General features: G+C 62.4%; 14 protein-coding genes. 4 read left to right on the top strand and 10 right to left on the bottom strand.

The genetic code is table 11. From position 1 onward, the window contains the following. Positions 1–94: 94 nt before the first annotated feature. Positions 95–850 (bottom strand): COG4705 family protein, encoded by a 756-nt coding sequence (locus ACEN93_RS10520; protein WP_495611382.1) that lies wholly within the window; start codon positions 848–850, stop codon positions 95–97. A 343-nt stretch (positions 851–1,193) separates the two neighbouring features. On the opposite strand from ACEN93_RS10520, the gene ACEN93_RS10525 reads away from it, so the two are divergent. Further along, complete coding sequence (locus ACEN93_RS10525; protein WP_039765925.1) at positions 1,194–1,469, top strand: hypothetical protein; 276 nt, start codon at positions 1,194–1,196, stop codon at positions 1,467–1,469. A 125-nt stretch (positions 1,470–1,594) separates the two neighbouring features. Beyond that, positions 1,595–2,224 carry a flavin reductase family protein gene (locus ACEN93_RS10530; RefSeq protein ID WP_085606680.1) on the top strand — a complete coding sequence of 210 codons (630 nt, stop codon included), beginning with the start codon at positions 1,595–1,597 and terminating at the stop codon, positions 2,222–2,224. 4 nt (positions 2,225–2,228) lie between these two features. Here ACEN93_RS10530 and ACEN93_RS10535 read toward each other — a convergent pair whose 3' ends face one another. Next, positions 2,229–2,471, bottom strand: coding sequence for a hypothetical protein (locus ACEN93_RS10535; protein ID WP_007960172.1), 243 nt, complete (start codon positions 2,469–2,471; stop codon positions 2,229–2,231). A 43-nt stretch (positions 2,472–2,514) separates the two neighbouring features. Continuing rightward, on the bottom strand, positions 2,515–2,868 hold the full coding sequence (locus tag ACEN93_RS10540; protein WP_103387316.1) for a putative quinol monooxygenase: 354 nt from the start codon (positions 2,866–2,868) through the stop codon (positions 2,515–2,517). A gap of 336 nt (positions 2,869–3,204) precedes the next feature. Between ACEN93_RS10540 and ACEN93_RS10545 the strand changes: the two genes are divergently transcribed. Continuing rightward, positions 3,205–4,134, top strand: a complete 930-nt coding sequence (locus ACEN93_RS10545; RefSeq protein WP_039765922.1) for an AraC family transcriptional regulator — start codon at positions 3,205–3,207, stop codon at positions 4,132–4,134. Positions 4,135–4,390: 256 nt separating this feature from the next. On the opposite strand, the gene ACEN93_RS10550 is transcribed toward ACEN93_RS10545, so the two are convergent. From ACEN93_RS10550 to ACEN93_RS10575, 6 genes are all read right to left on the bottom strand, one after another. Next, entirely contained in the window at positions 4,391–5,446 is a 1,056-nt protein-coding gene (locus ACEN93_RS10550; protein ID WP_262158713.1) for an ABC transporter ATP-binding protein, read from the bottom strand. Positions 5,447–5,460: 14 nt separating this feature from the next. Continuing rightward, positions 5,461–6,309 carry an ABC transporter permease gene (locus ACEN93_RS10555; protein WP_007960165.1) on the bottom strand — a complete coding sequence of 283 codons (849 nt, stop codon included), beginning with the start codon at positions 6,307–6,309 and terminating at the stop codon, positions 5,461–5,463. Next, positions 6,306–7,214 (bottom strand): ABC transporter permease, encoded by a 909-nt coding sequence (locus ACEN93_RS10560; protein WP_039765919.1) that lies wholly within the window; start codon positions 7,212–7,214, stop codon positions 6,306–6,308. The genes ACEN93_RS10555 and ACEN93_RS10560 overlap by 4 nt, the downstream gene beginning before the upstream one ends. A gap of 71 nt (positions 7,215–7,285) precedes the next feature. Next, positions 7,286–8,389 carry an extracellular solute-binding protein gene (locus tag ACEN93_RS10565; protein WP_495611383.1) on the bottom strand — a complete coding sequence of 368 codons (1,104 nt, stop codon included), beginning with the start codon at positions 8,387–8,389 and terminating at the stop codon, positions 7,286–7,288. Between the two features lie 217 nt (positions 8,390–8,606). After that, positions 8,607–10,055: an aldehyde dehydrogenase family protein gene (locus ACEN93_RS10570; protein ID WP_495611384.1), complete on the bottom strand. Its 1,449-nt coding sequence runs from the start codon at positions 10,053–10,055 to the stop codon at positions 8,607–8,609. Beyond that, positions 10,055–11,692 carry a 5-guanidino-2-oxopentanoate decarboxylase gene (locus ACEN93_RS10575; protein ID WP_495611385.1) on the bottom strand — a complete coding sequence of 546 codons (1,638 nt, stop codon included), beginning with the start codon at positions 11,690–11,692 and terminating at the stop codon, positions 10,055–10,057. The genes ACEN93_RS10570 and ACEN93_RS10575 overlap by 1 nt, the downstream gene beginning before the upstream one ends. A 139-nt stretch (positions 11,693–11,831) precedes the next feature. On the opposite strand from ACEN93_RS10575, the gene ACEN93_RS10580 reads away from it, so the two are divergent. After that, positions 11,832–12,710, top strand: a complete 879-nt coding sequence (locus ACEN93_RS10580) for a LysR substrate-binding domain-containing protein (protein WP_074688417.1) — start codon at positions 11,832–11,834, stop codon at positions 12,708–12,710. Positions 12,711–12,884: 174 nt separating this feature from the next. Here the strand turns inward: ACEN93_RS10580 and ACEN93_RS10585 are convergent, their stop codons facing one another. Then, positions 12,885–13,499 carry an NAD(P)-dependent oxidoreductase gene (locus ACEN93_RS10585; protein WP_495611386.1) on the bottom strand — a complete coding sequence of 205 codons (615 nt, stop codon included), beginning with the start codon at positions 13,497–13,499 and terminating at the stop codon, positions 12,885–12,887. Positions 13,500–13,532: the final 33 nt, after the last annotated feature.

Consider the following 13,532-nt stretch of genomic DNA (forward strand, 5'->3'; position numbering starts at 1 on the left):
TGGCCCCATCGCGAGCAGGCTCGCTCCCACAGGATCAGATTTACGCCGATCCAATGTGGGAGCGAGCCTGCTCGCGATTGACGTCAACTCGGTCTCATGCCGACTCGGCAACCTGCGGCTTGCCATAACGCTTCTGCGCATACGACGCCCCGACGATCATCACCAGCAGAATCCCCGCCAGCACCGCCGACGAACCGATGGTGCCAAAGTCCAGCCCACCCTTCTCATGGGACTTGGTCATCAAGTCGCCCAAGGTCGCGCCAAACGGCCGGGTCAGCACGAACGCCACCCAGAACAGCGCCACCGTCGAAATCTTCGTGAAGTACTTGAGCAGCACGACTACGCCAATCGCCGAGCCGATCAACAGCGCGCCACCGGCAAAGCCCAGACCCGAGTCGTCCGCCAGGTAATCGCCGAGCGCGGTGCCCAGGGTGTTGGAGAACAAAATCGCCATCCAGTAGAACATCTCGCCGCGAAAACTCTGCACCTTGGTGACGTTGAGCGAGTCGCCGCTCAGGCGCCATGCCGCGAAGATCGCCAGCAGGATCGCGATCAGGATCATGGAACCGGTGGCGTAACCCAGTTCCAGCGTGCGGTCCATGAAGTCCGACATGGTGGTGCCGGCGGTGCTGGTCGACAGGATCACGATCCAGTACAGCAGCGGCTTGTAGGTCTTGGACATCAGCTGCGCGATCAGCGTCAGGACAAACACGCTGATCAGAATCAGCGAGCTGATGGCATAGCCGACGTTAAGGGTCATCGACAACAAATCCCCCGCGGTTTCCCCCAGGGTCGTCGCGCAGATTTTCATGACCCAGAAGGCCAGGGTGATTTGAGGCAGTTTGTTCATCGCAGGCAACGCTCCAGTGTGTGACGGCCGGTTTTTGGCTTTATGGCCGTGGGCAGACTGGCGTTGCGCGGGTGAAAAACCGGTCGGGAATCCATGAAAAATCTGTCACACACGCAAAAAACGGCGATTAATCACCGGTTAATGCCCCTGCCGCATCCTGCACCTACCTGATCGATTAACTGCGCGACGCTCGCTCCGACGACGAAAGCGAATTGAATGCGCCGCCCTTAATATCAATTTAATCGATTGTTTTTAGCATTATTTTGCGCTTTTTAATCAATTTAGTTGGCGTAGCATGAACCCCATGCGAAACACATCGCCAACGAACCCGGAGACAACGACCATGAAAACCAAATTGATCCTCGCCCTGACCCTGTCCGTACTGGCCGCCAACACCTTCGCCGCCGATGGCTCGGACAAAACCAAATCCGCCGACTTCATTTCCGGCGCCAGCGCTGCCATCGAAACCAGCCACACCGGCGCCTATGCTGCTGACGGCTTCGACAAGACCAACGTCGGCAAAGCCGTTGCTGCGGATGGTTTCGACAAGACCGGCACTGCCAACGCTATCGCCGCAGACGGTTTCGATAAAACCGGTACTGCCGCTGCCATCAGCTGATCGGCAGGATGCACACACCACAGCCCGGCTTCGGCCGGGCTTAGTCATGTCTGGAGGGCTGGAAATCAGCCGCCCGTCCTTGCACTATGGCCGCTCTCTGACAGCCGTTTCCAGGAACACCCGCCATGCCCGATGACATCCATTTCTACGAACCGGCCAACGGCCACGGCCTGCCGCACGATCCGTTCAACGCCATCGTCGGCCCGCGTCCCATCGGCTGGATTTCGTCGCAGGATGCCGAGGGCCGGTTGAACCTGGCGCCCTACAGTTTTTTCAACGCGTTCAACTACATTCCGCCGATCATCGGGTTCTCCAGCGTCGGTCGCAAAGACAGCCTGAACAACATCGAGCAGACCGGCGAATTCGTCTGGAATCTCGCCACCCGCCCGCTGGCCGAGCAGATGAACCAGAGCTGCGCGATGGTCGGGCCGCAGGTCAATGAGTTCGAACTGGCGGGGCTGACACCGGTGGCGTCGAAGGTGATTGCCGTGCCGCGCGTGGCCGAAAGCCCGGTGTCCTTCGAGTGCAAGGTCACCCAGATCATTCAGTTGCAGCGCGCCGACGGCGAGACCGTGCCGAGCTGGCTGGTGCTCGGCGAAGTGGTCGCCGTGCACATTGCCAAGTGGCTGTTGAAGGACGGGATCTACGACACCGCCGCCGCCGAACCGATACTGCGGGGCGGCGGGCCGGCGGACTACTTCCAGCTGGGGCCGGAGGCGTTGTTCAAGATGTGGCGCCCGGGGGCGACGAAGTAAGTGCTTACCAGATCAGCTCGGCGTCGTCGGTAACGCCCTTGAGCTTGTCCAGCTCATTGATCGCGGCTTCATCGGCCGCGATGGCGCCGGGGAAAACCTGATCATTCAGCAGCTTGTGAAAGCGCGGCGCGCCGCCGTCGACCAGGGCCTTGACGGCGATCGCCGCGTGATAACCCTTGTTGCCGCCCAACTCGACGGGGACGACAGCGGAAACCGCTTCGAAGTGTTCGAACTCTTTACGTGCCATATCGCAGGTCCTGGCTCAGTCGGATAAGCCGGACATTAAACATTCAACCGGCGAGTTTGTGTATCGGCGCGGTGCATTGCCCTACGGCCTGTGCGGCCGAGACTTCCTTGAACGTGTGGAAATCCAGGCTGTTGACCACCAGGTCCTGCACCAGCTCGGCAAAGACTTCCATCGACGGGCTGCTGAAGTACGCGGTCATCGACTGCTGGTTGCTCCAGAAACCGGAGACCAGCCACAACTCGGGATCACACTGCGAATGCTGCAAGGCAAAGCTCAGGCAGCCGGGGGCGGCGCGGGACGGTTCGATCAGGGCGCTCAGGCGCATGCCGAGTTCCGCCGAACGTCCGGCACGCGCTCGAACGAAGGCCATATGACTGACGGGAATCTGCTTGGACATGTTCAACCCTCCCAGGGAGTCGCGTGGCAGCCGGGGACGGGCTGCGACAGGATTCAAGGTTAAGGGCCGCCCCCCGTTCGCCGTTAGTCGATTCCTGCCGTCGCGTTGCACAATCCTGCGAGACTGTCTTGCAGACCTGTAACAGGTCGTAAATTCCTGTCACCGTCCTGTCACACCGGTTTCGGGCAACTCTGACCACCTGCGTCCTGCTATGGCTGGATGGGCCAACAACCCAATGCAGGATCAGGCAAGCATTTCGCAGGATGTGTCTACCGCCCTGACTTGCACAAACTTATGCTCTGCTCCATTCCACCGACTTTGCCGAGGATGCCGCACGTGACGTCATTCGATCGTTTTCAAGCGCCACCCGATGCCGACATGGAAAAGCAGCGCGCGGAACTGGCGGCGATCATCCGCCGCAACACGTCCGAAGATGGCAGTTATGCCACTGCCGTCGGTTCGCTGTTCATGTCGCGCCACACCCAGTCCCATGACTTCGCCCCGGTGCTTGCGCAACCGGCGCTGTGCATCATGGCCCAGGGGCGCAAAGAGGTACGGCTGGCGGATGAGTTCTTCAATTACGACCCGCTCAATTATCTGGTGGTGTCGGTCTCGATGCCGTTGAGCGGTCGGGTGGTGAATGTCTCGCCGGAGGAACCGATCCTCGCCGTGCGCCTGGACATCGATCCGGCGGAGATCACTGCGCTGATCGCCGATGCCGGCCCGATGGGCGTGCCGACCCGGCCGACCGGGCGCGGTTTGTATGTGGAAAAGATCGACAGCGCCATGCTCGATGCGGTGCTGCGCCTGGCCCGTCTGCTCGACGCGCCGAAAGACATCGCCATGCTCGCGCCGCTGATCCGCCGGGAGATTCTCTATCGCCTGTTGCGCAGTCCGCAGGGCCATCGGCTATACGAAATCGCCATCGCCAACAGCCAGAGCCACCGCATCAGCCAGGCGATCAAATGGCTCAACGGCAACTTCGAACAGCCGCTGCGCATTGATGACCTGGCGAAGGAAGTGAACCTCAGCGTCTCGACCTTGCATCACCGCTTCAAGGCGATGACGGCGATGAGCCCGTTGCAGTATCAGAAGCAGCTGCGCCTGCAAGAGGCGCGGCGTTTGATGTTGGCTGAGGGGCTGGAAGCGTCGGCGGCGGGGTATCGGGTGGGGTATGAAAGTCCGTCGCAGTTTAGTCGTGAGTACAGCCGGTTATTTGGGGCGCCGCCGTTGAGGGATCTGGCGCGGTTGCGGCTTTCGGTGTGAACTCAAAAGCTCCCCCTCACCCTAGCCCTCCCGAAACGTCGGACCGCCCGGAGGGAGAGGGAACCGATTGGGGGATCTTGACGAGGTTCACCGACTTGAACGATCGGCTTTGAATCCATCATCAAGTTGATCGACTGGCTTTGAATCCATAGTCGACTCGGTCGCTCAGGTCGACGGATAACGCCAGATACCTCGGTCGGCTCCCTCTCCCTCCGGGAGAGGGCTGGGGTGGGGGGGATTCGGGGGCAAGTCAGTATCAAGCGCCGAGCACCCGACACGCCTCACTCGGCAACGTCACCGAAACAGGATGCCCGATCCCCAGACCGAAGCCCTGACACGGCGTGCTCAGCGCCGTGAACGTCACCCCTGAACACTCCACCGTAGTCTCGATGGTCGCGCCGATATCCCGCACAAACGTCACCTTGCCCAGCAGACGATTGCCCGCCGTAGCCTGGGGCGCCGACAGTTGCAGATCTTCGGGACGAATCAGCATTTTCACCTTCTGCCCGACCACGATGCTGCTGCAGATCGGCACTTGCAGCGCATCGCCCCCCGGCAGCACGACCTTGCCATCGCCCAGCGCGGTGGCCGGGAAGATATTGCCGGAGCCGATAAAGTCCGCGACGAATTCGTTGGCCGGGTGCCGATAGATTTCAATCGGCGTACCCACCTGCTGCACCCGATGCTCGCCCAGCACCACCACGATATCGGCCATGGTCATGGCCTCGCGTTGATCGTGGGTAACCATGATTGTGGTGATGTTCAGGCGTTGTTGCAGCTGACGGATTTCCACCTGCATCGACTCACGCAACTTGGCATCCAGCGCCGACAGCGGTTCGTCGAGCAACAGGATTTTCGGGTGCGAGGCAATCGCCCGGGCAATCGCCACTCGCTGACGCTGACCACCGGAGAGCTTGGCCACCGGGCGATCGATCATCGGCTGCAGCTGGATCAGTTCCAGCAACTCCACCACCCGCGCCTGTTGATCGGCCTTGCTCACACCGCGCAGTTTCAGCGGATAGGCGATGTTTTCGCCCACGGTCATGTGCGGAAACAGCGCCAGCGACTGGAACACCATGCCGAAGTTGCGCAGGTGCGCCGGGGTGTGGCCGATGTCCTCGCCGTCCAGGCGAATCTCGCCGCCGGTGAGGGTTTCCAGCCCCGCGATCATCCGCAGCAACGTGGTCTTGCCGCAGCCCGACGGGCCGAGGAAGCACACCAGTTTGCCCTCGGGCAAATGCAGGTTGACGTCTTTTACCGCGCAGGCCGAGCCGTAGTGTTTCTCGACGTTTTCCAGAATCAGTCCAGTCATATTGCACCTCACAATCAAAAGGAAACGCCGCCCTCACCGACCAGCTTCTCCAGCGCCCAGATCAGGACGAAGTCGATCAGCACGATCAGCACGGCAAACGAGAACACGGTAGGGTCGAGCGATGACACAGTGCGGCTGTACATCCAGATCGGCACGGTCATGACGTCGATGGTGTAGAGGAAATAGGTCACGGTGAATTCGTTGAACGAGACGATGAACGCCAGCAGCATCCCCGCCAGAATCCCCGACTTCATCAACGGCACCACCACATCGACGATGGCCCTCAATGGCGACGCGCCAAGCATCTGCGCGGCTTCTTCGACTTCGCTGCCGATGGAGAGCATGGCCGCCGTGCAGTTCTTCACCACGAACGGCAGCGCCAGAATCACGTGGGCGATCACCAGCCGCGAGGTGGTCATGTGGAACGGCAGGCTGTCGAACACCAGCAGCAAGGCCAGCCCCAGCACCACCATCGGGAACACCAGCGGCAGCGACATCAGTTGCAGCGCCACGCCCTTGCCACGGAACTCGCAGCGGGTCAGCGCGTACGCCGCCGGCACCGCGATCAGCGTGGCGAAAATCATCGTCAGGCACGACACCAGCAAGCTGGTGCCCATGGCCTGGCCGAGGCTCAACACATCGCTGGCGTCCGGCGAGACGAAGGTGTGCCACGCCGCCTTGTACCACTGCAGGCTGTAGCTGCTCGGCGGGAAATCGAGGTTCGACGCACCGCTGAACGACATCACGATCATGGTCAGAATCGGCAACACGGCCAGGAACAAAATGATCCCGGACAGAATGCCGGCGAACTTGCCGGTGTCGCCCGGCAACAGCGACTGACGCTTCTTGATCAGGGCACTCATTGCGAAGCCTCCAGCAGACGGCGACGGCGGCCGGTGATGTATTCGGACAAGGTCATGATGGCGAGCGTGGTGACGATCAGCACCACCCCGGCGGCGGATGCGGCGGGCCAGTTCATCAGTGGTGCGATCTGGTCATGCACCATCACCGCGAGCATCGGCACGCGCCGACCGCCGAGCAGCAGCGGCACCACGAAGCTGCTGGCGTTGTAGGCGAACACCAGGGTCGCGCCGGTGATGATCCCCGGCAGGCTCATCGGCAGCACCACCTGACGGAATACCTGAAAACGACTGGCGCCCAGCGTCGCGGCAGCCTCTTCGTAGCTGCGGGCGACGCCGCGCATGGCGCTGGCAATCGGCAGCACAGCCAGCGGAAACGCGGTCTGCACCAGGCCCATCAACACGCCGTTCTGGTTGTACAGCAACATGATCGGCCGCTTGATCAGACCGAGGCCCATCAAGGTCTGGTTGAGCATGCCGCCGGGACCGAGGATCACTAGCCAGCCATAGCTTTGCAGCAGCAGGTTGACCAGCAGCGGCAACAGCACCGCCGCCAGAAAGATCCGCCGCACGAACGGCGAGGTCAGACGCGACATGGTGTACGCCACCGGGATCGCCAGCACCACCGCGATCACCGCGCTGATCAGCGCCAGACGCAAGGTCAGCAGCAACGATTTGAGGTAGTAGGGTTCGAGCAACTGCGCGTAACTGGCCAGGCTGAAGCCCGACCACTCCGCGCCCTTGGTGCCGACGCTCATGCGCAGCACCAGCAGGCTGGCGGCAATCAGCACGCCGAGAAACAGCATCGACGGCGTGAGGAAAAACCACGCCCGCGCGGTCGGCGAGACGCCACGCGCCGGGCGCACGTCACCCGTGCCGACCGGTTGGGTCAGGGATTGATGTTCCATAGCAATGATCTCGTCAATGGAAAACGAATCTCCCGGGCACCCCGATCATGCGGGGCCCCGGAAGGTCGGCGTCAGGAAGAAAAGATTTCCGTGTAGCGACGAATCCACTGGTCATGCACGGTCGCCAGGAAGGCGTTGTCGTGCATGATCGCCTTCTCCGCGATCTGCTCCGGCGTGAGGATGAAAGGGCTCTTGCGCGCTTTGGCGGAGATGATCGCCTTGGCGTTGACCGGGCCGTTGAAGATGTCTTCGGCCATCTTGCCCTGCACCAGCGGGTCGAGGGAGTGATCGATGAAGGCGTAGGCCAGGTCGGTGTCGCCCGGACGGTTCTTCGGCATCACCGAGAGCATCAGGTCGGTGTAGAAACCTTCCTTCATGCCGAACGTGGCGCCCAGGCCATAGTTCGGGTCGCGGATCTGTTTGGGGAAAAACGCCGGGGCGTAGAGGCCGCCCATGTCCAGGGAACCGGTGCGAAACAGCTCGGCGATCTGGTTGGGGTTTTCGCCCAGGGTCACTACGCGGTCTTTCAGCTCGGCGAGTTTCTTGAAGCCCGGTTCGATGTTGTGCTCGTCACCACCGGCCAGTTTCGCGGCGATGATGATCAGGTCCATCGCTTCGGTCCAGTTCGGCGGCGGCAGGAAAATGTTCGGCGCCAGATCGGCGTCCCACAGTGCCGCGTAGCTGTCCGGCGCGGTGCTCTGGGTGCGCGTGCTATAGACCAGACTGTTGCACCACAGCAGGTAGCCGATGCCGTGACCGTTGGCGCCGGTGCGGTATTTTTCCGGGACGTCGACCAGGTTGGGAATGCGGTTGAGATCGGGTTTTTCCAGCAGTCCGGCAGCGGCCAGACCTTCGGCGCCAACGCCAGCCAGAGTGATGATGTCGTACTGCGGACGGTCACCGCCGGCCTTGAGTTTGGCGACCATTTCCGAGGTGCTGCCGGTGCGGTCGGCAATCACTTTGGCGCCGGTCTTGGCTTCGAACGTTGCAGCGATGTTGCGCAGTGCAGCCAGGCCCGTGTCATCGGACCAGGTCAACAGGCGCAGGGTCTTGCCGGCAAAGCGGGTGTCGCTGGCACTGGCCCGGATGAAGGGCATGCTCATGGCCGCCGCAGCCACCGAAGCCACGCCGACGGTTTTGATGAATTGACGCCTGTTCAGATCGTGCTCGCCCATTTGGGACTCCCATTATTCTTGTAAGTATGAGATTGATCGCAACCCTTGCATCTGCTTGACCGATATTGCTCAAGCGCCCGGTTTCAAAGGGCTTGAGCGTGGTCTGCGGGTTCATCCTGAGGTCGTGCAAAACACCTGACTATCGATAAAAACTCATTGGAGCCATGACGCCGGCGCATGCCTCGTTGCGAGGCATGCGCTGACCTTTTTCGGGCATTCAGAGCGCGCGGATCACGTGCTTGATTTCCTGAAATGCCGCCAGGCCCCACGGCCCCAACTCGCGGCCGATGCTGCTCTGTTTGTAGCCACCCCACGCCGTCTGCGGGAAGATCACCTGCGGCGCGTTGAGCCACACCAGCCCCGCCTGCAAGGCATTGGCGACCCGATCCGCGGTCTCGGCATTACGGGTGACCACGCTGGCCACCAGACCGAACTGGCTGTCGTTGGCCAGGGCAATCGCCTCGGCCTCCGAAGCGAAACTGCGCACGCAGATCACCGGGCCGAAAATCTCTTCGCACCACAGCGCACTGTCGAGGGGCACTTCGGTGAAGATCGTCGGCTGCAAGAAATAGCCGCGCGGCAGATCGGCGGGACGATTGCCGCCACAGATCAGCTTGGCCCCGGCGCTGAGGCCACGGTCAATATGACCGAGCACACGCTGGTACTGCGCCTGATTGACCAGTGCGCCCATCTCGACGTCAGGATCGAACGGATCGGCGACACGGATTTTTTCCGCGCGGGCCTTCAGACGAATCAGGAACTCATCGGCCAGTTCATCGGCGACCAGCACCCGGCTGGTGGCCGAGCACATCTGCCCGGCATTGAAGAAGCCGCCACCGCAAGCCAGCTCCACCGCCAGATCCAGGTCGGCATCTTCCAGAATCAGCAGCGAGGACTTGCCGCCCAGTTCCAGGCTCACGCCCTTCACGGTTTCAGCGGCGCGCTGCATCACTTGCACACCCACGGCGTTGCTGCCGGTGAAGGAAACCTTGGCGATGCGCGGGTCCGCCGACAGCGGCGCACCGACCGCCAGACCGGTGCCGCACACCAGGTTGAACACGCCTTTGGGCAGACCGGATTCGGCGATGATGGTCGCCAGCTCCAGCTCCGGCAGCGGTGTGACTTCAGACGGTTTGAGCACCACGCAGCAACCGGCGGCCAGGGCCGGCGCGAGTTTCCACGCGGTGGTGACCATCGGAAAATTCCAAGGCACGATCAGCCCGACCACACCGCACGGCTCGCGGCGCAGACGTGCGCTGAAGTCGTCGCTGGGCAGCGGCACGTCGCTGTCATTTTTAGCGTCGAGGCCTTCGGCAAGATCGGCGTAGTACTCGAACGTGGCGATCACGTCGTCGACATCGATACCCGCTTCGAACGACGGTTTGCCGTTGTTGCTCGACTGCAACTTCATCAGATGTTCGCGACCGTTGCGCACGCCATTGGCGATGTTGCGCAGGATCGCGCCGCGCTCGGCACCGGTGGTTTTCGACCAGCCCTTGAAGGCTTCGGTCGCCGCCGTTACCGCTTGATTGACGGCGCGTTCGTCACCGCCGTTGACCGTGGTCAGCAGCGCTTCGGTGGCCGGGTTGATCACGCGCAGGTGTTCGCGCCCGGCGGACCATTGGCCGTTGATGTACAGGCCGTCGAGTGTGGTCGGGAAATTCATCATTGGGCCACCGCCTTCATCCATTGGGTCTGGTCGATCTCGATCAGGGTCGGGCCCTGACGATCGGTGGCGGCGCGCAATGCACTGCGCAGGTGTTCGGCGGAGCTGATCGCCTCCGCCGCGCAACCCAGGGCCTTGGCCACACCGATGAAGTCCGGGGTGTAGATGTCAACACCTACCGGCTCGATGGCACGGTTGACCATGTACTTCTTGATCTCTTCGTAACCCTGGTTATTCCACAGCAGGATGATCACCGGAGTGCGCGCTTCCACGGCGCTGGCCAGTTCCGGCAGGGTGAATTGCAGACCGCCATCGCCGATCAGGCACACCACCGGCGGACGCGCGCCATGTTCCAGAGAGCCGCCGAGCCATGCGCCAATCGCCGCCGGCAAGGCGTAACCGAGGGTGCCGTAACCGGTGGACGAGTTGAACCAGCGGCGCGGACGCTCCGGGTTGAAGGTCAGGTTGCCGGTGTACACCGGTTGCGTGGAGTCACCGACGAACACCGCGTCCGGCAATTCGTGCAGCACGGTTTCGAGGAAACGGGTCTGGGCCAAAGTCGGCGCGTCCCAGGTCGCGGCCAAGTCTTCACGCAGACGCGCGGCGCGCACCTGGCCCCAGTCGTTGCGGCGCTCGGCCAGCGGTTTGTGCGACAGCGAACTGAGCAGCGCCTGTGCGGCGTTGCGTGAGTCGGCGACCAGCGCCACGTGAGGCGGGTAATTGCGTACGGTCTGATCCGGATCGATGTCGACGCGCAGCAGCTTGCCGGGGATTTCGAAGCCGCCGGCGAAGGTGACGTCGTAGTCGGTTTCGGCCAGTTCAGTGCCGATCGCCAGGACCACGTCGGCATCGGCCACCAGGGCGCGGGTCGCCACCAGGCTCTGGGTCGAACCGATCAACAGCGGATGGCTGGACGGCAACATACCTTTGGCGTTGATGGTAAGGGCCACCGGTGCATCGAGCAGCTCGGCCAGTTCAGTGAGTTCGGCAGTCGCGTCGATGGCGCCGCCACCGGCGAGGATCAGCGGACGCTGGGCGCCGGCCAGCAGTTCAGTCATGCGGCTCACGGCGGCCGGCGCAGCACCGGCGCGGTCGATGTTGACCGGCACGCTGGTCAGCAGTTCGTCGGCTTCTTCGACCAGCACATCCAGCGGAATTTCGATGTGCACCGGACGCGGACGCCCGGCCTGGAACAGCGCGAAAGCACGGGCCAGTACGCCCGGCAATTCGGACGCCGACATCAGCGTGTGGGAGAACGCCGCCACGCCGCCGACCAGTGCGCTCTGGTTCGGCAGTTCGTGCAGCTTGCCGCGTCCGCCGCCCAGTTGACTGCGCGACTGCACGCTGGAGATCACCAGCATCGGGATCGAATCGGCGTAAGCCTGGCCCATCGCGGTGGTGATGTTGGTCATGCCCGGGCCGGTGATGATGAAACACACACCCGGTTTGCCGCTGGTGCGGGCGTAGCCGTCCGCCATGAAGCCGGCGCCCTGTTCATGGCGCGGGGTGACGTGGTTGATGCTCGAACGGGCCAGCCCGCGATACAGCTCCACGGTATGCACCCCGGGAATGCCGAACACCTGCTCGACCCCATAATCCTCGAGTAACTTGACCAGTACTTCGCCACACGTCGCCATGTCTTTGCCCTTCTTGTTCGTTGAGGCACCGGGCTTTAAAGGAACCGGTGATTGGCCTCATTGAAACGGGCGACCCGTAGCCGCAACAATCGATAAAAGCTCATACTAGCCATGTCCTCACGTCATACCTTGGATCCACATGAAACGACTGCCTCCCCTGCCCGCCCTGCATACGTTTCTGATCACCGCGCAGTGCTGCAACTTCACCCGGGCCGCCGAGCAGTTGCACATCACCCAGGGTGCGGTGAGCCGGCAGATCGCCGGGCTGGAGGAACATCTGGGTTATGAGCTGTTCATTCGCCTGGCCCGGGGCCTGGAGCTGACGGCCGAAGGTCGCGAATGGCTGCCACGGGTGCAGCAGGTGTTCAGCCTGATCGGCGACTCGGTGGAGCAGATCGGCGCCAAACGCGAGACCCTGCAACTCAAGGCGCCGAGCTGCGTGATGCGCTGGTTGTTGCCGCGTCTGCTGCAATGGCAGCGCGAGCGCCCGGACGTACCGGTGAAGCTCACGGCCTCGTTGCAGCACGGGGTGGATTTTCATCGCGAGCAGTTCGATGCGGCGGTGATCTACGGCACCGCGCCACACGACTCACCCGCGACCCTGCATCTGTTCGATGAACAACTGACGCCAGTCTGTTCGCCAACGCTGCTCAACGGTGGACCGGCCCTGCACACACCGGCAGATCTGCAACAGCATCTGCTGCTGCACCCGACTCACACGGATGACGACTGGACGCTGTGGCTCGAAGCCGCCGAACTGCACTTGAGCAATATCGCCAGCGGTCAGCATTTCGAGACGCTGGATCAGGCGATGTCGATGGCGTCCCACGGGACGGGGGTGGCGATCGGCGACTGGTCACTGATCGGCGACGACTTGAACGCCGGGCGACTGGTGATGCCGTTCGATCTGAAGGTGAAGACGGGATTGGGCTATTACATCGTCGCGCCGGCGTCGGAGCCTTCGGCGAAGTTGCAGGAATTGATGGGGTGGTTGGTGGAACAGGCGCATACCCGCTGAGCCCGCCCTCACTTGATGATCGTTTCCACGCACCCCTTCTTTGATCGTTCCCACGCTCCGCGTGGGAATGCAGCCCGGGACGCTCCGCGTCCCATGCCGAAGCGGACGCGGAGCGTCCAGTGAGGCATTCCCACGCGGACGGTTCGACGCCTCGACGTGGGAACGATCATACGGTCAGTAACCGACCGTAAACCGCTGACGCGAGTGCTTCGGCGTTTCCACTTCGTCGATCAGCGCAATCGCATAATCGGCAAAGGTAATCGAACTCTGACCTTCAGCATTCACCAGCAAGTCATCCTTGCCGACGCGGAATTTACCGGTGCGCTCGCCTTCGAAGAACAGCGCCGACGGCGACAGGAACGTCCAGTCCAGTTCCTTTTCCTGACGCAAGGCATCAAGGAACGCCGCACCGGCGCTGGCCTCAGCCTTGTACTCGGCCGGGAAGCCAGCGCTGTCGATCACGCGAGTGCCGTCCGGCAGCAACAGCGAACCGGCACCGCCCACAACCAGCAGACGTTTCACCCCGGCCTGTTTCACCGGGCCGATCAGCGCGCTGGCCGGCACCGTGGCGAAATGCGCGGCGCTGATCACCACATCGTGACCGGCGACGGCGTCCTGCAACGCGGCGGCGTCCAGCACGTCGACATTCTTGCTGACCACACCGGCACGAGCGCCGATCTTCGAGGTATCCCGGGCGATAGCGGTGACGCTGTGGCCGCGACGCAGGGCTTCTTCCAGCAATTGGCTGCCGGCACGGCCGGTGGCACCAATGATTGCGATCTTGCTCATGACATTCTCCAGTTGGCTTGAGAGTGCTGCGTT

The sequence above is a fragment of the Pseudomonas sp. Pseusp21 genome (genome assembly GCF_059492145.1).

Bases quoted from the DNA above. Each gene is read 5' to 3' on its own strand.
- ACEN93_RS10555 (WP_007960165.1), bottom strand. From the start codon at position 6,309: ATGAGTGCCCTGATCAAGAAGCGTCAGTCGCTGTTGCCGGGCGACACC.
- ACEN93_RS10520 (WP_495611382.1), bottom strand. From the start codon at position 850: ATGAACAAACTGCCTCAAATCACCCTGGCCTTCTGGGTCATGAAAATC.
- ACEN93_RS10585 (WP_495611386.1), bottom strand. From the start codon at position 13,499: ATGAGCAAGATCGCAATCATTGGTGCCACCGGCCGTGCCGGCAGCCAA.
- ACEN93_RS10575 (WP_495611385.1), bottom strand. From the start codon at position 11,692: ATGGCGACGTGTGGCGAAGTACTGGTCAAGTTACTCGAGGATTATGGG.
- ACEN93_RS10525 (WP_039765925.1), top strand. From the start codon at position 1,194: ATGAAAACCAAATTGATCCTCGCCCTGACCCTGTCCGTACTGGCCGCC.
- ACEN93_RS10540 (WP_103387316.1), bottom strand. From the start codon at position 2,868: ATGTCCAAGCAGATTCCCGTCAGTCATATGGCCTTCGTTCGAGCGCGT.
- ACEN93_RS10565 (WP_495611383.1), bottom strand. From the start codon at position 8,389: ATGGGCGAGCACGATCTGAACAGGCGTCAATTCATCAAAACCGTCGGC.
- ACEN93_RS10570 (WP_495611384.1), bottom strand. From the start codon at position 10,055: ATGAATTTCCCGACCACACTCGACGGCCTGTACATCAACGGCCAATGG.
- ACEN93_RS10530 (WP_085606680.1), top strand. From the start codon at position 1,595: ATGCCCGATGACATCCATTTCTACGAACCGGCCAACGGCCACGGCCTG.
- ACEN93_RS10535 (WP_007960172.1), bottom strand. From the start codon at position 2,471: ATGGCACGTAAAGAGTTCGAACACTTCGAAGCGGTTTCCGCTGTCGTC.
- ACEN93_RS10550 (WP_262158713.1), bottom strand. From the start codon at position 5,446: ATGACTGGACTGATTCTGGAAAACGTCGAGAAACACTACGGCTCGGCC.
- ACEN93_RS10580 (WP_074688417.1), top strand. From the start codon at position 11,832: ATGAAACGACTGCCTCCCCTGCCCGCCCTGCATACGTTTCTGATCACC.
- ACEN93_RS10560 (WP_039765919.1), bottom strand. From the start codon at position 7,214: ATGGAACATCAATCCCTGACCCAACCGGTCGGCACGGGTGACGTGCGC.